Source organism: Brevibacterium sp. S22 (genome assembly GCF_004745485.1).
In the GTDB taxonomy this organism is placed as follows: domain Bacteria; phylum Actinomycetota; class Actinomycetes; order Actinomycetales; family Brevibacteriaceae; genus Brevibacterium.
In genome coordinates, this window is the sequence record NZ_RHFG01000018.1 from 13,813 (window position 1) to 38,880 (window position 25,068).

The 25,068-nt window shown below is 65.9% G+C and carries 19 protein-coding genes and 1 pseudogene; 7 read left to right on the top strand and 13 right to left on the bottom strand.

Going from position 1 to position 25,068, the window contains the following annotated elements:
• Positions 1-106: 106 nt before the first annotated feature.
• The 5 genes from EB835_RS14060 to gndA all read right to left on the bottom strand — a co-directional run bounded on the left by EB835_RS14060 (position 107) and on the right by gndA (position 7,257).
• Positions 107-1,444, bottom strand: a complete 1,338-nt coding sequence (locus EB835_RS14060; protein ID WP_135810088.1) for an MFS transporter — start codon at positions 1,442-1,444, stop codon at positions 107-109.
• A gap of 108 nt (positions 1,445-1,552) precedes the next feature.
• The gene (locus EB835_RS14065; RefSeq protein ID WP_205749945.1) at positions 1,553-3,184 is read right to left on the bottom strand and encodes a class I adenylate-forming enzyme family protein; all 1,632 of its coding nucleotides are present in this window, start codon (positions 3,182-3,184) and stop codon (positions 1,553-1,555) included.
• Between the two features lie 170 nt (positions 3,185-3,354).
• Positions 3,355-4,509: a PucR family transcriptional regulator gene (locus EB835_RS14070; RefSeq protein ID WP_135810089.1), complete on the bottom strand. Its 1,155-nt coding sequence runs from the start codon at positions 4,507-4,509 to the stop codon at positions 3,355-3,357.
• Between the two features lie 43 nt (positions 4,510-4,552).
• Positions 4,553-5,695, bottom strand: coding sequence for a pyridoxal-phosphate-dependent aminotransferase family protein (locus tag EB835_RS14075; RefSeq protein ID WP_135810090.1), 1,143 nt, complete (start codon positions 5,693-5,695; stop codon positions 4,553-4,555).
• 119 nt (positions 5,696-5,814) lie between these two features.
• A complete protein-coding gene (gene gndA, locus EB835_RS14080; RefSeq protein WP_135810091.1) occupies positions 5,815-7,257 on the bottom strand; it encodes an NADP-dependent phosphogluconate dehydrogenase in 1,443 nt (480 codons plus the stop codon).
• A gap of 124 nt (positions 7,258-7,381) precedes the next feature.
• Between gndA and EB835_RS14085 the strand changes: the two genes are divergently transcribed.
• Both EB835_RS14085 and EB835_RS14090 read left to right on the top strand, forming a co-directional pair.
• Complete coding sequence (locus EB835_RS14085; RefSeq protein WP_205749946.1) at positions 7,382-7,894, top strand: gluconokinase; 513 nt, start codon at positions 7,382-7,384, stop codon at positions 7,892-7,894.
• 50 nt (positions 7,895-7,944) lie between these two features.
• Entirely contained in the window at positions 7,945-9,348 is a 1,404-nt protein-coding gene (locus tag EB835_RS14090; protein ID WP_135810092.1) for a GntP family permease, read from the top strand.
• A gap of 9 nt (positions 9,349-9,357) precedes the next feature.
• On the opposite strand, the gene EB835_RS14095 is transcribed toward EB835_RS14090, so the two are convergent.
• From EB835_RS14095 to rsmA, 3 genes are read right to left on the bottom strand one after another with little or no spacing between them, the layout of a single operon-like run.
• Positions 9,358-10,146, bottom strand: a complete 789-nt coding sequence (locus tag EB835_RS14095) for a FadR/GntR family transcriptional regulator (protein ID WP_240688753.1) — start codon at positions 10,144-10,146, stop codon at positions 9,358-9,360.
• Positions 10,147-10,148: 2 nt separating this feature from the next.
• Positions 10,149-11,096: a 4-(cytidine 5'-diphospho)-2-C-methyl-D-erythritol kinase gene (locus tag EB835_RS14100; RefSeq protein WP_135810093.1), complete on the bottom strand. Its 948-nt coding sequence runs from the start codon at positions 11,094-11,096 to the stop codon at positions 10,149-10,151.
• A complete protein-coding gene (rsmA, locus tag EB835_RS14105) occupies positions 11,093-11,974 on the bottom strand; it encodes a 16S rRNA (adenine(1518)-N(6)/adenine(1519)-N(6))-dimethyltransferase RsmA (protein ID WP_135810094.1) in 882 nt (293 codons plus the stop codon). Before rsmA ends, EB835_RS14100 begins: the two co-directional genes overlap by 4 nt.
• 147 nt (positions 11,975-12,121) lie before the next feature.
• Here rsmA and EB835_RS14110 point away from each other — a divergent pair, with 147 nt between their 5' ends.
• The 3 genes from EB835_RS14110 to EB835_RS14120 all read left to right on the top strand — a co-directional run bounded on the left by EB835_RS14110 (position 12,122) and on the right by EB835_RS14120 (position 15,347).
• Positions 12,122-13,339, top strand: a complete 1,218-nt coding sequence (locus EB835_RS14110; RefSeq protein ID WP_135810095.1) for a class I SAM-dependent methyltransferase — start codon at positions 12,122-12,124, stop codon at positions 13,337-13,339.
• A 23-nt stretch (positions 13,340-13,362) separates the two neighbouring features.
• A complete protein-coding gene (locus EB835_RS14115) occupies positions 13,363-14,196 on the top strand; it encodes a sulfurtransferase (RefSeq protein ID WP_135810096.1) in 834 nt (277 codons plus the stop codon).
• A gap of 257 nt (positions 14,197-14,453) precedes the next feature.
• Complete coding sequence (locus tag EB835_RS14120; protein ID WP_135810097.1) at positions 14,454-15,347, top strand: C40 family peptidase; 894 nt, start codon at positions 14,454-14,456, stop codon at positions 15,345-15,347.
• A 232-nt stretch (positions 15,348-15,579) separates the two neighbouring features.
• Here EB835_RS14120 and EB835_RS14125 read toward each other — a convergent pair whose 3' ends face one another.
• The 5 genes from EB835_RS14125 to EB835_RS14145 form a co-directional block, all read right to left on the bottom strand.
• Positions 15,580-17,217 carry a glycoside hydrolase family 3 N-terminal domain-containing protein gene (locus EB835_RS14125; RefSeq protein ID WP_240688754.1) on the bottom strand — a complete coding sequence of 546 codons (1,638 nt, stop codon included), beginning with the start codon at positions 17,215-17,217 and terminating at the stop codon, positions 15,580-15,582.
• A gap of 97 nt (positions 17,218-17,314) precedes the next feature.
• Positions 17,315-18,883 (bottom strand): mannitol dehydrogenase family protein, encoded by a 1,569-nt coding sequence (locus EB835_RS14130; RefSeq protein WP_135810098.1) that lies wholly within the window; start codon positions 18,881-18,883, stop codon positions 17,315-17,317.
• A complete protein-coding gene (locus EB835_RS14135; protein WP_240688755.1) occupies positions 18,880-19,839 on the bottom strand; it encodes a carbohydrate ABC transporter permease in 960 nt (319 codons plus the stop codon). Before EB835_RS14135 ends, EB835_RS14130 begins: the two co-directional genes overlap by 4 nt.
• Positions 19,836-20,732, bottom strand: coding sequence for a carbohydrate ABC transporter permease (locus tag EB835_RS14140; RefSeq protein ID WP_240688758.1), 897 nt, complete (start codon positions 20,730-20,732; stop codon positions 19,836-19,838). The genes EB835_RS14135 and EB835_RS14140 overlap by 4 nt, the downstream gene beginning before the upstream one ends.
• Before the next feature lie 219 nt (positions 20,733-20,951).
• Positions 20,952-22,310, bottom strand: coding sequence for an ABC transporter substrate-binding protein (locus EB835_RS14145; RefSeq protein WP_135810099.1), 1,359 nt, complete (start codon positions 22,308-22,310; stop codon positions 20,952-20,954).
• 131 nt (positions 22,311-22,441) lie between these two features.
• Here EB835_RS14145 and EB835_RS14150 point away from each other — a divergent pair, with 131 nt between their 5' ends.
• Positions 22,442-23,497 (top strand): sugar-binding domain-containing protein, encoded by a 1,056-nt coding sequence (locus EB835_RS14150; RefSeq protein ID WP_168216743.1) that lies wholly within the window; start codon positions 22,442-22,444, stop codon positions 23,495-23,497.
• Positions 23,494-25,066 (top strand): annotated as a pseudogene (locus EB835_RS14155) (FGGY family carbohydrate kinase). Before EB835_RS14150 ends, EB835_RS14155 begins: the two are co-directional and overlap by 4 nt.
• Positions 25,067-25,068: the final 2 nt, after the last annotated feature.

Sequence of the window (25,068 nt, forward strand, 5' to 3'; positions counted from 1 at the left end):
CCGGTAGCCACGCCACATACACTCAGCGCCATCACCCCTCGTTGCAACGGGAGGTTATGGCGCTGAGTGTTTCTACCGCCAGTAGGACGGTGAAGACCGTTGTGGCTCAGATCGCTTCAGCAGTGAGGTTCTTGTCGACGCGCACTGCCTGCACCTGTTCGGCCCTTGTGAAGTCGTCGGGCCGAAGGACAAGCAACGCCGCAAGCGACAACACTCCGGTGGCGACGAAGAAGTACCAAGGCGAGGTGATGTCACCGGTGGTCGAGATGAACCAGGCGGCGATGAGCGGGGCACTGCCCCCGAAGATCGCGACAGGCAGGTTGTAGGCCACAGCGATGCCGGTCGACCGGATCTTCGTCGGCAGGAGTTCGGTCATCGTGGCGTACGTCGACGAGGCATAGAAGCCGAACGACAGTGCGCAGGCCATCAGCGGGAAGAAGAAGCTCAGCGGTGTCGCGCCAGGTGCCGCCAGGAAGAACCACAGCATCGACAGGGTCGCGGCCACACCGGAAACGAGCAACACGGGCTTGCGACCCCACCTATCCGACATCATTCCCCCGATCGGCATGACCGCCGCCGCCAGCAGGCAGGCGCCGATGATGAACCAGAAGCGCACCGAGCTTGAGAACTGCAGCATCTCGCCGATGAATGTCGAGGCGTAGGTCAACACGAGGTAGAAGATCGAAGCGTGAACGGTGATGATGCAGAATACGAGCATGATCGCCCGACCCCACGCCATGGTTTCGCGCAGTGGAGCCTCCGAGCTCTCACCGGCTGCGACAATGGCGAGGAACTCCGGGCTGTCTTCCAGCTTGAGGCGGATGTAGATGGAGATCGTGCCGAGCACGCCCGCGAAGAGAAAGGGAATCCTCCATCCCCAGGCCAGCATTGCCGACTCACCGAGCATCGCGGACATGCCGTTGGCGATAAGGCTGCCGAGCAGCAGACCGAGGACAGCGGTGGTCATCAGCCAGCTCGTCGAATGACCGCGCTTTCCGGGGCCGGCATATTCGGCAAGGAAGCTTGTTACTGTGCCGATCTCTCCACCGGCTGAGAATCCCTGTATGCAGCGAAGCAGGACGAGGAGAACGGGCGCGGCAATGCCGATGGTGGCATAGGTCGGAAGCAGACCGATGAGGCAGGTCGAACCAGCCATGCAGATGAGGACGACGAGGAGAGTCTGTTTGCGGCCGATCTTGTCGGCCATGGGTCCGAAGAAGAGCCCTCCGAGCGGCCGGATGAAGAAGCTCAGGGCGAAGACGGCGAAGCTGCTGAGCAAAGAGATTGTCGGATTTTCAGAGGCGAAGAAGAGCTGCCCCATGTAGACGGCGAGGAATCCGTAGATTCCGTAGTCGTACCATTCGATGACATGCCCGGTGACGGCGCCGACGAAGGCTCGTCTGCGACGGGTCCCATCAGCCTCGGTGATCGTGATTTCGGCCATTGCTGTTCCTTCTTTCTGCGCATCGTTGCGCTGAAATGATGTGTGTCTTCGTTGAACACTGGGAATGCTTCATTCGGCACTCCGTTCCGCGGTGCCGTATTGGGCGGGTCAGAGCGCTTTCTGCGCTTGCGCTCCGATCTTGAAACGACGGATCTTGCCGACACTGGTCCGCGGAAGCTCGTCGAGGATGTGCCATTCGCGCGGACGTGCTGCGGGAGCGAGATTCTCCTCGGCCCACTGTTTCAACTGGTCGATGTCGACTCCGCTTGTGGCATCAGCGGGGACGACGTAGGCGTGCGGGACTACGTCGCGGATCGGGTCTGGTACAGCAACTACGGCGACTTCGAGCACGCCAGGGGCCTGGGCCAGTGCGGCTTCGACCTCGGTGAGACTGACATTTTCGCCCGAGACCTTGATGACGTCGTCGACGCGTCCGACGAAGGTGAGGATACCGCGTTCGTCGCGACGCGCGAGGTCGCCGGTGAGCAGCCATTCGGTGCCTTCCTCATCGGTGTGGAAGGCCTTTGCCGTCGTCGACGGGTCGTCAAGGTATTCGAGGAACAGGTCCCTCCCGCGCTCCCCCGCCACAGCAATCATTCCGATCTGACCGGCAGCGGCCGGCCGCCTGTCCACAGGGTCTAGGAGTTCGACTCGACGGTTCGGCAGCGGCTGGCCGATGACCTCAGAACGTGGGGGTCGCGAACGGTCGTAACTGACGATCGCGATCGTCTCGGTCATGCCATACAGCTGCCGGGGAGCGACCCCGACCAGACCGGCAAAGACCGCATGGTGGTCGGGTGCCAGGTTCTGCGCGTACCAGACATGTTCAAGTTCGGCAGGCACCTGTTTGGCAGGGGTGCGGGCAAGGATCATCCGGATCGGGGCAGCGAAGAGGCTCGCATGCGTCACTTCGAGCTCTCGCGCCCACTCGACCCACCGACTCGCGGAGAAGTCCGCGGTCAAAGCCACCGAGGCTCCGACCCGGATCGCCGAAGAGAAGCAGTAGTACTGTGCGTTTGCGTGAAACAGCGGCAGGGTCACGTACCAGCGGTGTGTGGCTTCAAGGTCGGCGGCCTCGGCCATACGCTCGGCGACTTCGAGGTAATTCGCCTGGGTGAGGACGACGCCCTTGGGCTGCGAGGTGGTTCCCGAAGTGAACATCACCGCCAGCCGGTCAACGGGCTTCGGCTCGATACGCTCGGTCTTGTCGACCCGACCTGACTCGACTACATCTGCCCGTCCGACCAGGTCATCCGGAGCCTGCACGAGCGGAGCGCCGGGGAAGAGATCTGCTGATGTCTCCGTAAGATCGATGATCGGCAGCTGCGGATAGTCGACCGCTCCCTGCCGGTAGACCTCTGCGCGTTCTGAGCTGCAGATGCCGAGCACGGGCGCCACTCTGGAGATCTGAGTGGTGATGTCGTTCTTCGCCGACGCTGGATCAACGGGGACGATCCAAGCGCCGATACGAGCGGCAGCCAGCCACAGCGCGATGAAACCCGGGCAGTTCTTCAGGCAGAGATGGATCGACGATCCCGGTCTCACGCCGAGATCCACCAGAGTCGCAGCCACCTTGTCGACAATCGCATCGAACTCGCCATAGGTCCAAGAAGGGACATCGCCGTTCTTCTCCCGAAAGAGAAGAAACTCGCGGTCGGCAACACGTTCTGAGGCAGCCGCCCACAGCTGCGCGAATGTCGAAATGTCTTGGGCCGAGGCGGGGGTAGGCGTCGATGTCACTGGAGAACTCCGTTGTCGTCGTTGACTGCGGTTAGATTTGCAGAATACGACAATGCTCGCATGATGCAGTTCCGGATTGAACGGTGAGGACTCTGAAAGACCGAGGATATTTTCAGAGTTTTCTCTAAATACCTTCTTGCATTACCGCGTAAGAAAGAGGCGAGTCTTCTTCAGTTCTCGTCGAGGTCGAACGCCGCCAGCGCCCACGTGATGTCGAGCAGCTCTTTCGCTCCCAGTTCGGTGAGGCCGACGGCATCGTGGAAACGCTGCATTCGATACCGCACTGTGTTTTCGTGAACGTGAAGCACCTCAGCGGTCTTCTTCACATTCATCACCGTGGCAATCCAGGTGCGCACCGTTTCCAACACGTCGGAACCGGCGGCAGTGTGAGGATGAAGAGGGTAGATGTAGCGATCGACGAGGTGTCGGTTGAGATCGGTCTGTGCAGGCACTGCGATCTGCCATGTGATGTCCGCGAGCGAGTGGACTCCCGGCTGACTGTGCTGGGCGACCGTCCACACCCTTTCGCAGATTCTCGCGGATTCTGCAATCCGTGGCAGAGGGACGAAGGGTCCTACGGCGACCGGTGCCGCTGATGCAGACGGGGTGCGGGCCACGATCCCAACGATGCGATCATCCATCTGTGCCACCACGGCCTGCCGCCGACCATCCGAGCCGGAAAACTGGAGGGACTCAACACTCGGTCCGGCGTGCTTGAACCCGTGCTCACCTCCAGGCTCTTCCGGCGCCGCACAGATGATGATGGCGTAGTCGCAGTCATCAGTGAGCCCGTAGCGACGAGCCTTGAGGAGGACATCCGGTCCTGGCTCTTCGGAGTCGATGAGGCTGCGGATCAGAGCGGCCGTGGCGAAGGATTCGCGCAGCGCGGCGGCCCCCGCCCGGTATCGGTACTCTGCCGCCGCCCCGGTGGTGAACCAGTCTCCGAGTTGCCATAGCAACGTCGAGCCCGTCAAAGTCTGCTGTGGTTCGAGACCCTGACGCTCTGCTTCCGCGATGAATGCGTCATGGACGACGTTGAGGCTGATTCGATATGCCCGAATGATGTCCTCGATGGGAACGTTCTGATCTATCCGGGCTCGAGTGGTCGCACGCGATTCGGGCACCTCTTCAGCCTCGACAACGGTGCCTGCAGTGAGGACCTCGACGGCGCGTGCAGCATTCGTGCGCACGGATGTGAGCAGTTCAGCACGCGGCACGTCGACATAGCTGGCCATCTCAGAGTAGATCCGATCGGCAGCACGATCGGCGATCGCATCGTCGAGGTCCTTCACCTGCAGGGCGACTTGCGCGAGGCCGACAGCCATCACGTCACACTCATCGCAGTCGGTCTCCCGTCCCCGGCAACGCTCAGCCCTGGGGCGTCACGCCGATCGAGTCGAGAGCCGCCTCGAGGCGCGTGATCGTGCCGTCGATGTCGCTGAGCTTGTCGAGTCCGAACAGGCCGATGCGGAAGGACGAGAAGTCCTCGGGCTCATCGCACTGCAGCGGCACGCCGGCAGCGATCTGTACCCCGACCTCCTTGAAGCTGGCACCCGTGGCGAGCTTCGGGTTGTCGGTGTGGACGACGACCACGCTCGGCGAGGCGAACTCATCCGAGGCAACCGAGGGAAGTCCGCGTTCGGCGAAGACGGCCCGCACCCGCTCACCGAGCTCACGCTGAGCCGATTCGAGCTTGTCGAAGCCGCGCTCCTCGCTCTCAGCCATGAGCTTGGCATTGTGCGCCAGAGCATCGGTGGGCATCGTCGCGTGGTACGGCGCCCGACCCTCTTCGTATTCGTCGGCGATGAACAGCCACTTCTTCAGGTCCATCGCAAAGCTCGTCGACGTCGAGGATTCCACGGCGGCACGGCCTGCCTGACTGAGCATGACGTACCCGGCGCACGGCGAACCGCTCCACCCCTTCTGCGGAGCGGAGATGAGCGCATCGACGCCGAGGTCGGTCATCGACGCCCACATCGCGCCCGAGGCGATGCAGTCGAGGACGAACAGACCACCGACCGAATGCACAGCATCGGCAACGGCCCGGATGTAGTCGTCGGGCAGAAGCATCCCCGAGGCGGTCTCGACGTGGGGAGCGAACACGACATCGGGCTTCTCGGCCTCGATGGCGGCGACCACCTCGGCGACGGGGGCGGGCGACCAGGCGGACTGGTGCTCGGCGCTGTCCGGGGAGGCCTTGAGCACGGTCGTCTCGGAGGCGATGGCACCGGCGTCGAGGATCTGCGACCAGCGGAAGGAGAACAGACCGTTGCGCACGATCAGCGCCTTCTTGCCGGTGGCCACCTGACGGGCCACCGATTCCATGGCGTAGCTGCCTCCACCTGGGACGATGGCGACGCTGTCGGCATCGTAGGCCGAGCGCAGGATCCGGTTGATCTCCTGCATCACGGACACGAACCGCTGCGACATATGGTTCAGCGATCGGTCGGTGAAGACCACCGAGTATTCGAGCAGGCCGTCCGGGTCAACATCTTCGTGTGGCAAAGTCATGGCTCTAACATATCGACAGTCCGCCATTCGGGCCACCACAGTCGATGAGTGAGACCGAATCGACCGTCACCGAGGCGGCCCACCGTCGGTCTCGCCCCTCACCGAGGCGGCCGCGGCGATCAGACCTCGACTTCGCTGCGATCCCCCGACCACAGCGTATGGAAGATCCCCGGACGGTCGGTGCGCGCATAGGTGTGCGAACCGAAACGGTCGCGCTGGGCCTGGATGAGTGCCGCGCTTCCCGCCTCGGTGCGCAGTCCGTCGAAGTAGGACAGGGTCGATGCCAGGCCGGGCACGGCGATGCCGTGGCCGATCGCCTGGACCACGGTCGAGCGCAGGGATTCCTGGCACCGGTCGGCGACGTCGCGGACATAGTCGGCGGCGAGCAGATTCTTCGGCGGGTTCGGCGCGTCGAAAGCCTCGACGATGCGATCGAGCAGGCGTGCTCGGATGATGCACCCGGCCCGCCAGATTCCGGCGAGCGCGCCGAGGTCGATGTCCCAGCCGTGCTCGCTCGCCCCGGCCGCGATCTCGTGGAATCCCTGCACGTAGGCCATCACCTTGGCCAGCAGCAGGGCGCTGCCGATCTCGTCGATGCGGTCCGCACGTTCGGCTGCAGACGAGGAGGAGAATGCAGTGCCGGGACGGGGACCGGCCAGGCGGAGTCCCTCGGCGCGCAGATCGACTGCGGATGACAGCGAACGGGAGAAGACCGCCTCGGCGATGGTGGGCACCGGTACCCCGAGATCCAGTCCGACCTGCGCCGTCCACGCACCCGTGCCCTTGGCCTTCGCAGCATCGGCGACGATGTCGACGAAGGGCCGCCCCGTCTCCGCGTCGACGTGGGCGAGGACGTCGGCGGTGATCTCGACGAGGTAGGACTCGAGGTCTCCGGTGTTCCAGTCGGCGAAGACCTCGGCGATCTCGGCGGGAGTCAGCCCGAGGCTGTCGCGCAGGAGAGTGAAGGCCTCGCTGATGAGCTGCATATCGGCGTATTCGATGCCGTTGTGGACCATCTTGACGAAGTGCCCGGCCCCGTCGGTGCCGATGTGATCGACGCAGGCCGCGTCTCCTGCCTTCGCCGCGATCGGCTCGAGCAGGGGTCGCAGGCGCTGCCATGCGGCCTCCGATCCGCCGACCATGAGGGAGGGGCCGAGCAGGGCACCGACCTCTCCCCCGGAGATTCCGACCCCGGCGAATTCGATGCCGGTGCCCTCGAGGCGCTGCCCGCGCGCGATCGTGTCCTGGAAATGGGAATTGCCGCCGTCGACGATGATGTCACCGGGGGCGAACGCCTCGTCGAGGTCGCCGATCGCCGAATCCGTGGCGTGTCCGGCATTGACCATGAGGATGGCGACCCGCGGTTCGGCGAGCTTCCCGGCCAGGTCATCCGGGTCGGCGGCGACGATGAACTCGGCGTCGGGGAAGTCCGCGGCCAGCCCTTCGGCGCGTTCGACGTCGCGGTCGTAGACCGCCACCCGACGGCCCGTCTGACGGGCGAGGTTGCGGGCCAGGTTCGATCCCATCACGCCGGTTCCGATCACCGCGACATCGGCCTTCATGAGCATTCCTCTTCCCTGGATCAGCAGTGTTGACAGTCGCTTCCCACCAGCACTACGGTGCTATAAATCTGTTTTAATAACTGATTATAGATATTTCTTCATATTTTATCGAGAGGTTTCGGTGATGGGTCACAGCCCTTTCCTTCCACCGCTCGTCATCATGGGTGTCTCGGGAACCGGCAAAACCGTCCTCGGCGCGCAGGTGGCGCAAGTCCTCGATCGCCCTTTCGTCGACGCTGACGACCTTCACTCCGCTGCCAACAAAGCGAAGATGGGCTCCGGTGTGCCGCTGACGGATGAGGATCGGGCGCCCTGGCTCGACAGCGTCGCCGTCGAAGCGGCCCGCACCCCAGCCCCGGTCATCGCCTGCTCCGCCCTCAAACGTGCCTACCGGGATCAGCTGCGCAGGTCCGCACCCGAGCTCGTGTTCATCCACCTCGACGGGCCTCGCGACGTCATCGCCGACCATCTGGCCCGCCGTGACCACGAGTTCATGTCCCCCGATCTGCTCGACTCCCAGCTGGCCACACTGGAACCGCTCACCGCAGAAGAGGCCCATGCCACCGTCGACGTCGACCGTTCGATCCCCGATGTCCTCCATGCGATCCTCGAGTCCGTCGAACGGCTGACCCGATGATCGTCCCGTCCACTGTCCGCACATCCGCCTGACCTCAAGGAAGAGGAACAATGACCGAACTCGAACTGGCCTGGACTCTGTCCACGCCGGCCCTGCTGGGAATCGCAGCGGCAGCCATCGCTGTGCTGCTCCTGCTCATCATCAAGGCACGGGTCCATGCCTTCATCGCCCTCGTCATCGTCAGCGTGATCACGGCGCTGGCCTCAGGGATCATGCCCGGCGACCTCATCGACGTCCTCTACGACGGCTTCGGGTCCACCCTGGCCAGCGTGGCCCTGCTCGTGGGACTCGGTGCGATGCTCGGGCGGATGCTCGAACTCTCCGGAGGCGCCGAGGTGCTCACCGACGCCCTCATCCGCCTCTTCGGCGAGAAGCGAGCGCCCTTCGCCCTCGGCGTGACCTCGCTGCTCTTCGGCTTCCCGATCTTCTTCGACGCCGGCCTCGTCGTCATGCTGCCGATCATCTTCACGATCGCGCGCCGCCTCGGCGGATCCCTGCTGCTCTATGCGATGCCGGCGGCGATGGCATTCTCCGCCATGCACATCTTCGTGCCCCCGCACCCCGGCCCCGTCGCGGCCTCCGGACTGCTCGGCGCGAACGTCGGGCTCGTCCTCATCTGCGGAATCATCATCGCCATCCCAGCCTGGTACCTCACCGGGTATCTGTTCGGCATCATCATCGGCAGACGCATCGACGTCGCAGTGCCCGCCGTCCTCTCGGGCGGAAAGGACGGCGCCTATGCGGACTTCGCTTCCCGCCCGAAGCTCGGCCACGTGCTCTTCCTCCTCATCCTCCCGCTCGTGCTCATCTTCCTCAACACCGGACTGAACTTCGCCGGTGAGGCCGGATGGGTCGACACCGACTCGGTGCTCATCAGCTCCCTGCGACTGCTCGGCGAGACCCCGATCGCCCTGCTCCTCACCGTCGTCATCGCCATGTGGCTGCTCGGATGGAAGCAGAGGAAGGACCATTCACTCATCGAGACCGTCGTCGACTCCGCGCTCGGCCCGGTGTGCTCGATCATCCTCATCACCGGTGCCGGCGGAATGTTCGGCGGAGTGCTGCGCGCCAGCGGCATCGGCGATTCGCTGGCCGATTCGCTCGCGGCCCTCGGTCTGCCCGTCATCGTCGCCGGCTTCGTGATCGCCGCGATCGTGCGCATCGCCCAGGGTTCGGCCACGGTGGCGCTGACGACCGCGGCGGCTCTCGTCCAGCCGATCGTCGTCGGCAATCCGGACTTCTCGAGTCTGCAGGTCGTGGCGATCGTGCTGTCGTTGGCCGCCGGTTCGGTCTTCGCCAGCCACGTCAACGACTCCGGATTCTGGCTCGTCTCCCGGTTCTTCGGTATGGACACGAAGACGACGCTGAAGACCTGGACCGTCGCCGAGACGCTGCTGGGCACCGTCGGATTCCTGTTCAGCCTCGCTCTCTACGGAGTCGTCAGCCTGTTCTAGGCCCGGTTCTCAGCTGCCTGCATGTCGGGGTTCGTCGGCCCAGACGCTGCCCATCTCCGCGTCGGCCTTCGCCACGATCTTCGCCATCGCCCCTTTGGCCCTCTGGGCGTCCTGTCCGCCGATGGCGTCGGCGACGTCGAAATGCCATTGCAGGGCATCCGGGTGCGGGAACTTCGGCATCAGTCCTGCCCCGGTGCGGCCGGACAGGATCTCTCCGATGACGGTGTCGAAGGCCGCGAAGAGCTCGTTTCCTCCGGCGCCGAGCACCGCCCGGTGGAAGGCCACATCGGCGTCGAGAAACGCTTCGACGTCGCCCTGTCTGCCCGCTGCTCGCATCCGGGCGGCCAGACCCATGATCTCTTCGGCGGCTTCTGCCGGAGCATGCTGTGCGGCCAGACCGGCCGCTTCGGGTTCGATGGCCACTCGCAACTCGGTCAGCGAACGCAGCTGCCTGGCGGGTGCTTCGGTCATCCTCCAGCGGATGACGAGGGGGTCGAGCAGCATCCATTCGCTCATCGCGAGCACGACGAGGCCGACCCGACGGATCGGCTGCAGCATACCCAAGGACTCGAGGACTCGGACGACTTCGCGCACCACCGACAGTGACACGTCGTACCGGGCGCGCAGGTCCTCGGCTTTGATGATCATCCCGGCGGCGAGGCGTCCGGCGACGATGTCCTGCCCCACCTGGTCGCGCAGTCGTTCGTGGAGGTTGCCGCGGTTCTCCGGGCCCGAGTCCGGGGAGTTCGCGTTCGGACTTCCGCCCGCCTCGGCGGGGGTGGTGTTCTTCTCCCCCACGGTCAGTCGCCGTCCACGATATGCGCGCCGGGGGCGGGTCCGGTGGTGCGCAGCGCTTCGTTGACGCCCCGCGTGGCCTGCAGCAGTACGGCCAGGTCGAGGGCATGGTGGGCATCGCGGGCGAGGAAGCCGATGGTCGGACCCGAGCCGCTGAGCAGGGGCAGAACAGCTCCGGCATCACGGCCGGCTTCCATCACCTCGGCGATTTCGGGCATGAAGGACACGGCCGCCTCGGTGAGGTCGTTCGCCGCGTGCTCGGCGAGTGTGTCCGGTTCACCGGCGGCGAGCGCCTTGAGAACCTGGTCGGGCACGGCGGCGGGGGCCGGATCGGGGTTGAGTTCGTCGAAGCGGGCATAGACATCCGGGGTGGGCAGGGGCCACGCCGAGGTGGCCATCACCCAGTGGAAGGTTCCGCGGGTGAGCACGGGGCTCAGCTGTTCCCCGCGGCCTTGGCCAATGGCCGTGCCCCCGCGCAGGAGGAACGCGACGTCGGCGCCGACGGTGACCGCGCAGTCGTGGAGGATCGCCTCGTCGACGCCTCCGACGAGGTGGGCGGCCCCGACGAGGGCGGCGGCTGCGTCGGCTGATCCCCCGCCCATTCCGCCGGCCACGGGCACCTGCTTGTCGATGACGATGTCGAGGTCGCGCAGCACATCGACGTCACGGTCGCCTTCGAGGGCGGTGATGAGGAGGTCGACGGCACGTCTGGCGAAGTTCGACTCATCGAGCGGGACCACGGCATCCGCGTAGCGTCCCTGGACGATGATCGACCGTGTTCCGCCCGGGATGAGGGTCAGGGTCTCGCCGAGGTTGAGAGCCTGAAACACGGTCGCGAGCTCGTGGTATCCGTCGGTCGCCGCACCCACACCGAGGTGGATGTTGATCTTCCCCGGAGCCTGAACTCTCACCGGGGCCGGGATCATCGAGGGTGGATGCAGCGGGGTGGTCATGGTGAGGGGTCCTCTGCGGCGAGACGCTCGAAGTCGGCGACGGTGAGTGCCTCGCCCCGGGTCTTCGGGTCGATTCCGGCCGCGGTGAGCAGCTCTTCGGCCCGCTGCGGGCTGCCGGCCCATCCGGACAGGGCCGCACGCAGGGTCTTGCGGCGTTGGGCGAAGGCGGCGTCGATGAGAGTGAAGAGGCGGTGCCGGTGCACAGGGTCACGATCGGTGCGGGTGACGTCGATGCGCACCAGACCGGAGTCGATGTTCGGTGCCGGCCAGAACACGTTCTTGCCGATCTTCCCGGCCAGCTGCACGTCTCCGTACCACTGCGCTTTGACGCTGGGAACTCCGTAGGTGCGTGAGCCCGGATCGGCGGCAAGCCGTTCGGCGACTTCGAGCTGCACCATGACGAGGACGGTCTGCAGATTCGGGAAGGTCTCGAGGAAGTGCAGCAGCACGGGCACGGCCACGTTGTAGGGCAGATTAGCGACGAGCGCGTCGGGGCCGTCAGCAGCGGCCCTGCCGTCCGCAGCGTTGCTGTCGTTCGGGGCCGGCAGTTCGGTGACCTTGAGCGCATCGGCGTTGACCAACTGGAACGGCGCATCGCCGCCGGCGAACTTCGTGACGGTGCTCGGCAGCTTCGTCGCCAGCACCTCGTCGATCTCGACCGCGGTGACGGAATGACCGGCTTCGAGCAGACCGAGGGTCAGCGAGCCGAGTCCGGGACCGATCTCGACGACGTTCGAAGCCTCCTCGAGCCCGGCGGCGGTGACGATCGAGCGCACGGTATTGGGGTCGATGACGAAGTTCTGGCCCTTCTGCTTCGTCGGGCGCAGACCGATCTCAGCGGCTGTTTCGCGGATATCGCGGGCGGTCAATAACGTCACAGCCAACAACTTACCGCACCGCCGCGCTGGCACAATCACCGCGCGCCCGGCGGTTCGGTGGCCGACGGACAGGGCCGCATCCGGGTGGACGGCGGGGCCACCTCGGCGAGGTATCTGCTCAGGACCCCCGGGCGATAGGGTGAAGCCATGGATCCGCAGACTCTCACCGAACTGCTCGACGTGGCCGTTCTCGACCGGCTCGACCGCATCGATGACTTAGCAGGCGATGACCTCGCCCGGTCGAAGGCGCTGCGGAAAGAGGGATTCTCCGCCGAGGTGACGGCGGCCCTGCTCACACAGGCCCAGCTGCGCACGGAGGCAGCCGCGAAACTCGGGCCCTTCGCCGACGACATGCTCTTCACTCGCGACGGACTCGCTCAGGCCACGCGCCTGCCGGTCGCCGCCCACCATGCCCGCCGCCTCATCGGTGACCTGCCGGAGGACACCACGTTCCGCATCGCCGATCTCGGATGCGGGATCGGCGCGGATTCGGTCGCGTTCGCCGGAATGGGGGCACACGTGTCGGCCGTCGACGCCGACGAAGTCACGGCCGCCATCGCCGCCTTCAACCTCCGCCATCTGCCCGACGCCTCCGTCGAGAACACGCGCGCCGAGGACGTCGACCTCGACGAATTCGACGCCCTCTGGTTCGACCCGGCCCGCCGCACGATCGGCAAGGCCGACAAACGCGGATCGACCGCCCGCATCACCGACCCCGATGCCTTCTCCCCCTCTCTGTCGTGGGTGATCGAGAAGGCGGGCGCGGCGAAGGCGGCCGGAGTGAAGCTCGGCCCGGCCCTCGACCACGATCTCGTGCCCGAAGAGGCCGAAGCCCAGTGGGTCTCCCACAACGGCGAGGTCGTCGAAGTCTGCCTGTACTTCGGTGCGGCCCGGCAGCGACCGGGACGTGGCGCTCTCGTCATGGGCGAACGGACCCTCCTCGTCCACGAAGACGACCTGCCCGACGAGGACGAGGCGGACATCGGGGAACTCGGGAAGCATCTGCTCGAACCCGATGGGGCGATCGTGCGCGCCGGCCTCGTCGCTGCTCTGTGCTCACCCCTGCAGGCACGCCGACTGCACCCGAAGATCGCATATCTGACCACCGACGTCGAACCGAGTGGCCCGGCCTCTGCAGGAGTCACAGCCTACGAGGTCATCGACGTCCTGCCCGCGAAGGTCCCGAGTCTGCGCAAAGAGCTCGTCTCCCGTGGAATCGGTTCGGTCGTGATCAAGAAGCGCGGTGCAGACATCGTGCCCGACCAGGTCCGACGCCAGCTCAAGCTGCCCAAGGGCGACAAAGCCACGCTCGTCTTCACCCGCCTCGGCGAACGCCACGTCGTGCTGCTCACCCAACCGGTGTGACCACGCACAAAAAGGAGATCGAATTGAACCGCAACGACGTCCTCATCAGCGCCGATGAGCTGCTCACTCGAATGGCCACCTCCCCCGCGCCGAGGCTGTTCGACGTCCGCTGGACCCTGCCGAAGCCCGATGGTCGCGAGGACTTCGCCGCCGGGCACATCCCCGGAGCCGTCTACGTCGACCTGGACACCGAGCTCGCCGACCACGGCAGCACCGACGCGACGGCCGGTCGGCATCCGCTGCCGAGCCCCGAGGCCTTCCAGGAGACGGTGCGCTCATGGGGCATCGACGAAGGCACCGAGGTCGTGGTCTATGACGACAATTCCTCTCTCGGCGCGGCCCGGGCCTGGTGGCTGCTACGCTGGGCCGGGTTGAGCGCGCGAGTCCTCGACGGCGGCCTCGCCGCTTTCCGGGACGCCGGTGGGACGCTCGAGACCGGCGACTCCCCCGAGGTCGCACCCAGCTCCGTGGTGATCCGCCCGGGCCGACTGCCCGTCATCGACGCCGAGGCGGCGGCCGGCTTCGACGGAGTACTGCTCGATGCCCGCGCCGGTGAGCGCTTCCGCGGAGAGACCGAACCGCTCGATCCGCGGGCCGGTCATATACCCGGGGCGAAGAGTGCCCCGGCCACCGACAACGTCCCTGCGGGGACGTTCCTGCCCGAGGCTCTTCTGCGCGAACGCTTCGCAGAGTTGGGTGCCCTCGACGGACCGGTCGGCGTCTACTGCGGTTCGGGGGTCACTGCCTGCCACAATGCTCTGGCGCTGGCGACGCTCAGCGTCGAGGCGGCCCTCTACCCCGCAAGCTGGTCCGGTTGGTCGTCCGATCCCGACCGCCCGGTCGAAACCGGCGCCTGAAGCCCGAGCGCAGCCACCGGATCACGCCGGGCGAATGTCACGAAACGTTATTCAAGCTGGAGAGTGCGCGCTGAATCACAAACCGAATCAGACGGTTTCGCCGCCTCTTCGCTGCCATTCCCACTGTTTTTGACCCTCTGACCAGGGATTATGCATCCCAGCCTGTCGAAAAATCCTTTTGTAACAAAAACGTGACAGAAGATCACGAATTCGTTACAGTTGTGGATATCGTTACAGACAGGCAATGAGAGGACATCGTGGCATCTAAGCAGCACGGCCGCCGCGCCGCCAACGCCAAGGCTAAGACACCGCTGACGGAGCTGAGCGAACTGCTCGCTGCGAATTCCGGCGCATTCGGCCGGCGGGCCGCAGTCGTCGCCGCCAGCGGCGGACTGCTCACCGCAGCGGTCATGCCCGCTGCCGGGCAGGGAACCGACGACGAAGCTTCGGTCTCCGCCGAGACCGAGAAACAGGCGCCGGTCGAGTTCAAGAACCAGACGCCGACCATCGACGCCGGCGGCGAATCGGAGAAGGACGACCAGGATTCCGCGGTCACCGTTGATACGGACGTCGTCACGGCCGAGGCTGCTCCTAAGCCCAAACCGAAACCGAAGCCGAAACCTGAGCCTGAGCCTGAGCCCAAGCAGGAGACGGCCGCCGCCGACGAGTCGAAGGACTCGGACGACTCGGCGAAATCATCCGACTCCGCAGGCACCGGCGATGAGGAACCCGCCGATTCAGCCGAGGACAAGAGCAAGGACGAAGGCGCGAACTCGGGTTCCGGGGACGTCAAGGTCCCTGACGGGTCAAAGGCCGAGCAGGTCCTTGCCATCGCGAAGCAGTACGTCGGCACCCCATATGTGCTGGGCGGCACCTCGCCCGGCGGGTGGGACTGCTCCGGTTACACCGCGTACGTCTACGGGAAGGTCGGCGTGAATCTTCCCCGCACGTCGTCGGCGCAGAAGGGCGCCGGGCAGATCGTCTCGGCCTCCGAAGCGAAGGCCGGCGACATCATCTGGTCACCGGGCCATGTCGGCATCTACGCGGGCGACGGCATGATGTACGACGCAGGGAACACACGTGTGAATACCAGCTACCGCAGCGTCGATTGGATGACCGCACAGGGTGCCCAGTACATCCGCGTGCTCTGATCCGTCTCACCAAGAACCCCTCGTCGGCACTATCGCCGGCGAGGGGTTCTTCGTGTCGGTGGAGGCGGGATTTACTGGTCGATCCACTGCGGTCTGAGCGCTCAGAACACCGCGGATCGACCAACAAATCCGGCGATGGCCTGCCAGCTGCCGATGTGACGGAGCTCAGGCACTGAAACGTTCGGGAGTTCAAGCGTTCGTGCACTGAGGCACTCGACCGTTCAGCGCTGGCTCACCCGCAGTCGGGGGCTTTGTCGCTGCCCTCGTACTCCGCAGGCAGTTCGCCCGAGGCTTTGAGGTCGCCCTTGAGCCACTTCGCGACAGCCTTCAGTGCGTACGGGTTCGAATCGTAGGCAGTCACTGCGGACTCTGCCGAGGTGCTGCGCATCGTCCACGGGGCCGCGGTGCCGACAGCCACCTCGGCGGAGCTCGAAGGACTCAGACTCACCGAGGTTCCACCCGAGCCGACGGTGAGCCCGACGTCCTCGGCCGCCTTCGTCAGCTCCGCCTTCTCCTTGTCGCTGCCGCCGACGATCGAGATCGAATCGGTGCCGGTGAAGGAGCATTCACCCTTGAGCGCCGTCAATGACTTCTCGGCCACCTCGGTGAGGGTCTTCTTCGGGTCACCGGTGTCGGACCCTTCGGCCTTCACACTCTTCTGCGCTTCGGCGGTGGCCAGCTGCGCGGCGACGACCCGCTCGGCCTTCTCCTCAAGGTCCTTCTTCTTCAGCGTCCCATCACCCATCGCCTTGACGATCGCCTTCTGCGCGGCCCCCGAGTCCGGTGGCATGAGCGCGAGGTCCGCGCCGGCGGCGAGCGCCTTCACAGTCTCTCCGCCCCCCAGGTTCTGCGGCACGGCCTTCATGTTCAGCGCATCCGTAGTGATGACGCCGTCGAAGTCGAGTGTGTCCCGCAGCGCCGAATACGCCTTCTCGTTGAGCGTCGTGGGTGTCGTCTTCGCATCGGGCAGACCGATATGGCCCATCATCACCATCGGCACTCCAGCCTTGACCGCGGATTTGAACGGCAGGAGATCTGTGTCCTCCATCTCCTCGATCGTCTTCTCCGACACCGGCAGGCTCTCATGCGAATCCACGCCGAGGCGGCCATGTCCCGGGAAATGCTTCGCCGAGCTCGCGACCCCGCCGGACCGGTATCCCTCGACGGCGTCGGCGACGACCTCGGCGGCGTCGTTGTGATCGGTGCCGGCCGAGCGGACGTTGATCGTCTTGTCCTTCGGCCCCACGGTGACATCGGAGTCAGGAGCGAAGTCGATGGTGAAGCCGAGGTCGGTGAGGTTCCGCCCCTGCACGGTCGTCGCTTCGGTGATGAGCTTCGAATCATCGGTGGCCGCCAGACCCATGAGCGGCGGGAACGGCAGCGCCGCGGAGCTCAGCCGGGACACCGGCCCGCCTTCCTGGTCGACGCCGATCGACACCGGCTGACCCTTGGTGCGCGCCCCCTTGAGCGCCTTCGTCAGGTCCGTGACCTCGTCACTCGTCGGATTCTCCGACAGGTTGTAGCCCATGACGATCACCCCGCCGAGGTGGTTCTGCTTGACCATGTCCACCGGGGTCTGCGTGTCCGTGCCTTCCCAAGTGCCGATGATGAGGGAGCCGGCGAGCTCTTCATCGGAGAAGCCTGCGACGATGTCCGCGGCCTCGTCCTCGAAATCGGCCGGATCTGCGTCAGCGGGGTCGGCCAGGGTCGGTTCGGCCTGGGCTCCGGTTTGGGGATCGGACTCAGCTGCTGATCCCGATGATGATCGCGTGTCATTCGGATCGGCCTCGGGCGTCGACGCTCCGCCGGAACAGCCGACGAGTACGAGAGTCGTGGTCAGGGCCAGAATGCTCAGGCGAGAACGCAACATATATCCATGCTAGACGCTGAACCTGACTCGGCGCCCGTCAGACTCGTCACGAGGACGGCCCGCAACTGGACGGTGTCGACCCTCTCAGGCGCTCGATTTACAGTGCTTCGCGGGCTGCCAGGCGCCGCACGGTCTCCTTCGCCCCGCGTTCGTGCAGCGATGTCAGTGCCGTGAGGTACGGTTCGGTGAAGCGCGGGTCCTCGGCAAGATTCCCGAAGAACAGTTCCTGCCGGACGAAGGCCAGCGGGTCGGCGTCGTGTGCCCCCGCGACAGCCTGGAGTTCCGCGGCATACCGGTCGACGATGGTGAACCGACCGCCGGTCTCGTCGTGGCTTTCGGCGTAGCGGGCCCAGGAGGCGCAGATCGCCGCGGCCACCTCGACGGGATGGCCGGAGGCGAGGTTGTCCTTGACGACCGGCAGCAGCCATTTGGGGATGCGGTCGGAGGATTCCGCACCCAAGCGGGCCAAGGTGTCCCGGATCTCCGGGTTGCTGAACCGCTCGATGAGCGTGTCCTTGTACTCCTCGAGGTCGATGCCGGGCAGGGGCGCGAGGCTCGGGGAGCCCTCATCGTCCATGTACCGGCGCAGGTAGGTCGCGATGTCCGGATTCTCCATCGCCTCATGGGCATAGGTGTATCCGGCGAGCAGCCCGAAGTACGCGAGCCCCTGGTGTCCCGAGTTGAGCAGCCGCAGCTTCATGTGCTCATAGGGCTGCACATCGTCGACGACCTGCACCCGAGCCTGCTCATAGGGCGGTCGACCATCGGTGAAGGCATCCTCGAGTACCCATTGGAAGAAGGGTTCGGCCACAACCGGCCAGGCGTCGACGACGCCGGTGTCAGCGAGCAGATCGGCTCGGTCCTCATCGGTGGTGGCCGGGGTGATGCGGTCGACCATCGAATTCGGGAAGGCGACGTTCGCTTCGATCCAGTCTGCGAGTTCACCATCGACGAGGTGGGCGAAGGCGGTGAACATCTTCGCTGCGACTTCACCGTTCTCCGAGATGTTGTCACATGACTGCACCGTGAACGCCGGAATCCCGGCTTCACGACGCTTCCGCAGTGCGGCGACGACATACCCGAAGACGGTCGCCGGCAGGCTACCCGCGCGCAGCGCTTCGGCGTCCGCTGCGATCGCGGGTTCATCGGTGATGAACTCACCGGTGACGGGGTTGACGTTGTAGCCGCCCTCCGTGACGGTGAGCGAGACGATGCGGATCGCCGGATCGACGAGCAGATCGAGGAGGCCGGCAGGATCGTCGGGGCCGAACCGGTAGTCGATGATCGACCCGATGACCCGCCGCTCCTTGGCCCCGTCCGGGTGCTTGAGAGTGAGCGTATAGAGGTGGTCCTGATCGGCCAACGCATCACGCATCGCACCATCGTGAGGCAGAACTCCCGCGCCGACGATCCCCCAATCGGCGGCCAATCCCGCCTCCATGAGGTCATCGAGGACCATCGCCATATGTGCTCGGTGGAATCCGCCGACGCCGAAGTGGACGATGCCCGGCCTCACTGACGACCGATCATAGTTGGGCACGGTGATCCCGCGGTCGGCCACCTCGGCGAGGTTCTGTGCGGACAGGGCGAGATTCTGCGGGGACAGGACCGAGGTGGGGCCGCCTCGGCGAGGATCGGAGTTGCCGGCAGTGGTCGGTGCGGTCATTTGACGGCTCCCATGGACAGGCCCTGGACGAGTTTGTCCTGGGCGGCGATTCCGGCGACGAGCACCGGCACGGAGATGATGAGCGAGGCCGCGCACACCTGGGACAGGAACAGACCCTGCGAGGTGACGAAGCTGGTGAGGAACACCGGCGCGGTCGAGGCTGCGGTGGAGGTGAGCACAGTGGCGAAGAGGAGCTCGTTCCAGGAGAAGATGAAGCAGATGAGCGCGGTGGCGGCAAGGCCCGGTGCGGTCAGCGGCAGCAGGATCTGGACGAACACCCGCGGCAGCCTCGCCCCGTCGAGTTCGGCGGCTTCGAGGACCTCGACGGGCACTTCGGCGAGGAAGGACCGCATCATCCACACCGCAATCGGCATGTTCATCGCCGAGTAGATGATGATGAGCAAAAGCCAGGTGTCGAGGATGCCGGTTGATTTCGCGACGAGGTAGACGGGCAGGAGGCCGGCGACCATCGGCAGCATCTTCGTCGAGAGGAGGAAGAAGAGCACATCGGACCAGCGTTCGATGCGGCGGATGGCCAGGGAGTATGCGGCCATCGTCGACAGGACGAGGACGATGAGGGTCGACACGATCGCGGCCACGGCGGAGTTGATGAGGAACGGCCACGGGTTCGCCCCGTTGCCGCCGCCGAAGAAGTTCACATACGAGTCGAGTGTGAGCGGGGCGAAGAAGCTCGGCGGGTTCGTCGACGCGTCGGTCTCGGCGTGGAGGCTGGTCAGCAGCATCCACAAAAGCGGCGAGACGAACAGCAGCCCGACCAGCCAGGCCAGCAGACCGAGCAGGATCTTCCCGGTCCGACCTTGGCCGGGCCGCCTCGGTGTGTTCGCCTTCCGCCGAGGCGGCTCGACCGATCCGGGTCCGCCGGGTTCGGTCGGGGTGGGCGTCACCCCGGGTTCGGGGTGTGTGCCCACGGTCGTGGAAAGTTCGGGGGTGCTCATGCGTTCTCCTCCTTGAGCAGGGTGGACGCGGTGCGCAGGGCGAAGGTCGCGATGATGAGCGAGGCGATGACGACGATGACGCCGACGGCTGAGGAGACTCCGTAGTCCTGGGCGACGAAGAACTCCTGGTAGATGACGTAGGGCAGAGTCGCGGTGCCGAGCCCGCCGGAGGTCATGGTGAAGACCATGTCGAAGTTCTGGACGATGTAGATCGTGCCGAGCAGCGCGGCGAGTTCGATGTAGCGGCGCAGGTGCGGCAGGGTGATGAAGCGGAAGGTCTGCCAGGGTCCGGCACCGTCGACCAGCGCCGCCTCGTAGACGTCCATCGGCCGTGACTGGAGTCCGGCGAGCATGATGAGCATCATGAACGGCGTCCACTGCCACACGAGCACGAGCCCGATGCCTAGCAGCGGCGAGGAGGACATGAGGTCCGGCTGCGGGGCGTTCTCACCGAAGACCACGGTCAGCAAGCCGTTGAGCAGACCGTACGAAGGGTTGAAGATCGCGTGCTTGAACAGGAGTGCTGCGGCCACGGGCACGACGAGGAACGGGGTGATCATCAGGGTGCGGACGAATCCCCGGCCGATGAACTTCCGATCGAGGAGCAGCGCAATGCCCAGTCCCAACAGCGCCGAGGCGAGCACCACCCCGACCGTGAGCCCGACGGTGACGAACACAGCGCGCAGCAGGTTCGCGTCGGTGAACACGGTGACGTAGTTCTGGAGCGTGCCGAAGGCGATGTCATCGGGGTAGGCCGCGTTCCAGTTCATGAACGAGATGATGATCGTGATCGCGAACGGGATCTGGGTGACGATGATGACGAAGATCAGCGCCGGGAGCATGGGCGCACGTTTGAGCCATCGGTCCTTGGCTGGGGTCTTCGGCGGCGTGATCGATCTCGATGCACGCTCGGCGGCGGGTGCAGACACGTCGAACATCCTTCGCTTCGTGGGGCGGTGGTAGGGGCTGGAGCGGGTGCGGCCTCGGAGCTGAGTCGGGTGCGTCCCGGTGCGGGGTCGCGCGGGCGGTCGCCGCCCGAGGCGGGGCCTGCGCCTCGGGGCGGGGACGATCATCCGCCCCGAGGCTACGCAGTCAACGCTGTGGCCGCACGGTCACTTCTTGTACTTGTCTCCGACCTTCTCTGCTTCCTTCTGTCCCTTCTGCAGAGCCTTGTCGACTGTGGTGCGTCCGGCGATCGCAGAGCTGATGTCTTCAGAGATGCCCGTCGCCAAGTCGGCGAACTCGGGAATCGTCACGAACTGCACTCCCAGCGTCGGGCGCGGCTGCACACCGGGATTCTTCGGATCGGCGGAGTTGATGGCCTCCTCGGTCTGCTTGTAGAACGGCGCGGCGGCCTTCTGGTAGTCCGCGTTCTCATAGGTCGAGGTCCGTTTTCCGGCCGGGACGTGCTGCCAGCCGAGTTCGGAGGCGACGGTCTCCTCGTAGTCCTTCGACGAGGCCCAGGCGACGAACTGCTTCGCGGCGTCCTGGTTCTTGCCCGCGGCCTGGATGCCCCAGGCCCAGGTGTAGAGCCACGAACTTGAGTCCGTCTCCTTCACCGGGGCGGCGACATAGCCGATCTTGCCCTTGACCGGGGAGTCATCCGCCTCGAGGGTGCCGGTGGCGGCCGTCGAGTCGTACCACATGGCGACCTTGCCCTGCTGCAGGTTCGTCAGGCATTCGGTGTACCCAGCCTGCGGGGCACCGGATTCTCCGTGGTCCTTGATGAGGTCGACGTAGAAGTTCGTGGCCGCCTTGAACTCCTTCGAGTCGACCTGTGCATTCCAGTCCTCGTCGTACCAGGTGCCGCCGAAGGTGTTGACCACTGTCGTCAGCGGAGCGAACATCTCGCCCCAGCCGGGCAGACCGCGCAGGCAGATGCCCTTCGTGCCCTTCTCGGCACCGTCGACCTTCGCGGCGAGATCGGCGACCTCATCCCAAGTCGGGTTCTCCGGCATCTCGACTCCGGCCTTGTCGAAGATGTCCGTGCGGTACATGAGGAACGAGCCCTCACCGTAGAAGGGTTCCGCGTAGACCGTGTCATCGACGGTCAGCGACTCGGCCATGGGGGTGAGGATGTCGTCCTGGTCGAAGCCCTCGGCATCGGCGACGCCTTCGTCCATGGGGGTCAGCCACTTGTTGTTCGCATACGTCGGGACTTCGTAGTTCGAAATCGACGCGACATCGTAGTTGCCGGCTTGGGCGGCGAACTCCTGTCCGATCTTCGCCCGCACCTCGTTCTCCGGCAGCACGGTGTAGTTGACCTTGATGCCGGTGTCCTTGGTGAAGTGGTCAGCCGTGAGCTTCTGCAGGTCCTGCATCTGCGGGTTGTTGACCATGAGGACGTTGACCTCATCGCCTCCCCCGCCGCTGGAGCTGCCTCCGGCCCCACCGCACCCTGTCAGTGCGAGCGCTCCGACCATGCCGATGGCCGCCCAGGTGGCGCCTCGGCCGGTGATCCTGTGTTTCATCGTTGTGCCTTCCCTCATCATCGCGGGATTGCCGCCCGCCATCGGGTTCGCTTCGAGAAATTCATATGAGCATCGGCGCTCATATGTGCAATACTGTGTCACGGAACACACAGATGTGCAAAACTTCACATATGAGCGAACACAATGCCGTCGACGCCGAAGGGAGGACGATGAGCACCGCGCCCACCGCCCGCCACCGCCGGTTCCTCGCGCAGCTGGCCCGCGATCACTACCTCGAAGGACGATCGAAGGTCGAGATCGGCAAGGCCAACGGACTGAGTCGATTCCAGGTCGCCCGCCTCCTCCAAGAGGCCGTCGACACCGGGGTCGTCACGATCACGATCGAGGCCGATGCGGGTGAGGACACGGATCTGTCAGAGCGCACTGCCGCCGCCCTCGGCCTGCACTCGGTCGTCATCGTCGACATCCCGGACCAGGCCGAGGCCTCCCAGCAGATGGGCCGAGCGGCCCTCGCGCTCGTCGGCCGCAAGGCCCGGGCGGGGATGCGCATCGGCCTGTCCTGGTCACGCACCCTCGACTCCGCGGCCGCCTTCACTCCGGCGCTGCCGAGGTGCACGATCGTGCAGCTCGCCGGTGCCCTGCGGCTCGAATCCCACCGTCCCAGCTCCGAAATCTTCACCCGACTGGGTCAGGATCCGGCCGTGAGCATGGTCCGTCTGCCGGCCCCGCTGCTCGTCACCGAGGCCGAAACCGCCGCCGACCTGCGAGCCCTGCCCGAGATCTCGGGCACGCTCGCCGCCGCCGACGACCTCGACCTCGCCGTGGTCTCCGTGGCTTCGTGGGCCGAGGGGCTGTCCTCGGTGTGGGAGAAGTGCACCCCCGTCCAGCGACGGTCAGGCATCGATGACGGCGCCGTCGCCGAGGTGTCCGGACGTCTGTTCGATGCCGCCGGTGAAGACGTGACCACGATCGATGACCGCGTCATCGCCGTCACCCTCGACCAGCTGCGCCAGGCCACGACGACCGTCGGGGTCGCCCGCGGCGCTGAGCGAGCCCGCGCAGTGCGAGCCGCGTGTGCGGCGGGCATCGTCGACGTCGCCGTCATCGACCGTGACCTCGCCGATGCCGTGCTCGCCGAGGCGGCTCGTGACGAGCCTGATCGTGACGACGTTGCTCTCGCCGAGGCGGCTCACATCGAGGCTGCACCCCACGAGGAGGAGTCATGACCGCTGCCCGCCGCTTCGTCGCCGGCATCGATTCCTCGACGCAGAGCTGCAAGGTCGTCATCGCCGACCCTGACTCCGGCGACATCCTGCGCACCGGTGCGGCCCCGCACCGAGGTGGACCCGCAGTATTGGTGGACCGCCCTGCAGGAGGCGATCGAGTCTGCCGGCGGACTCGATGACGTCGCAGCCTTGAGCATCAGCGGCCAGCAGCACGGGCTCGTCGCCCTCGATGCCGAGGGCCGCGTGATCCGCGACGCCCTGCTGTGGAATGACCTGCGCAGCGACGCCGCCGCCCGGGACCTCATCGCCGAAGTCGGCGCTGAGGACTTCATCGCCCGCACCGGTGTCCTGCCCGTGGCCTCCTTCACCGGCGCGAAGCTGCGCTGGCTGCGCGACGACGAACCCGCCAACGCCGCCGAGGTTGCCGCCGTCGCCCTCCCCCACGACTGGCTGACCTGGCGGATCCTCGGTTACGGAGCCGCCGATTCCTCGATCCACGGCCCCAAGCTCGAGGCCCTCATCACCGACGCCTCGGATGCCAGCGGCACGGCCTACTTCGACCCCTCATCGGGCGAGTACGATCTCGACCTCTTCCGCATCGCGTTCGGCCGCGATGCCCGCGCCGCTTTCGGTGCCGACCCCCGCGAGGCGGTCGGCGCTATCACGCTCGACAACACCACGCCGGACCTCGACCAGGCGGCGACCGACGGTACGGAACCGGAAGCTGCCTCGGCGATCATCCTTCCTCGTGTCCTCGCTCCCAACGAGGCGGCCGGGCGCACGGACGAGGGGGTCCTCGTCGGACCCGGGGCCGGGGACAATGCGGCGGCGGCGCTGGGACTCGGGGTCACCTCGGGCGATGTCGTCGTCTCGATCGGCACCTCGGGCACCGTCTTCGGCACCACGGACCTGCCCATCGCCGATCGCAGCGGCACGGTCGCCGGTTTCGCCTCCGCGGACGGCGGTCGCCTGCCGCTGGTCGCGACCCTCAACGCCGCAAGGGTCCTCGTCTCGGCAAGCACTCTGCTGCGCATCAGCCATGACGAGGTCGCTGCTCTGGCACTGGCTTCGAGGCCGGGGGCGAACGGGATCACGCTCGTGCCCTATTTCGAGGGCGAGCGCACCCCGAACCTGCCCGATGCCACCGCCCGGCTCGAGGGGATGACCCTGGCCAACGCCTCGGCGGAGAACGTCGCCAGGGCCTTCGTCGAGGGCATGCTCTGCGGACTCGCGGACGGACTCGACGCGGTCCTCGCACAGGGCCTGACGGCCCGCCGTCTGCTCATCATCGGCGGGGCGGCCAGGAATCCGGCGGTCCGCGAGGTCGCCCGGGACATCTTCACCGTACCCATCGACGTCCCCGAACAAGCCGAGTATGTGGCCATCGGCGCCGCCCGGCAGGCGGCATGGACGCTGACCGGGTCGCTGCCCGAATGGGCGGTCGAACTCGTCGCCACCCTGCACCCGAGACCGTCTGGGGTGCGGCAGCAGTACCGGTCCTATACGCACGACAACTCACTGCACGATCACCGTCGATCATCGGATGCGGACGCATCCGCGAAAGGTTGAGA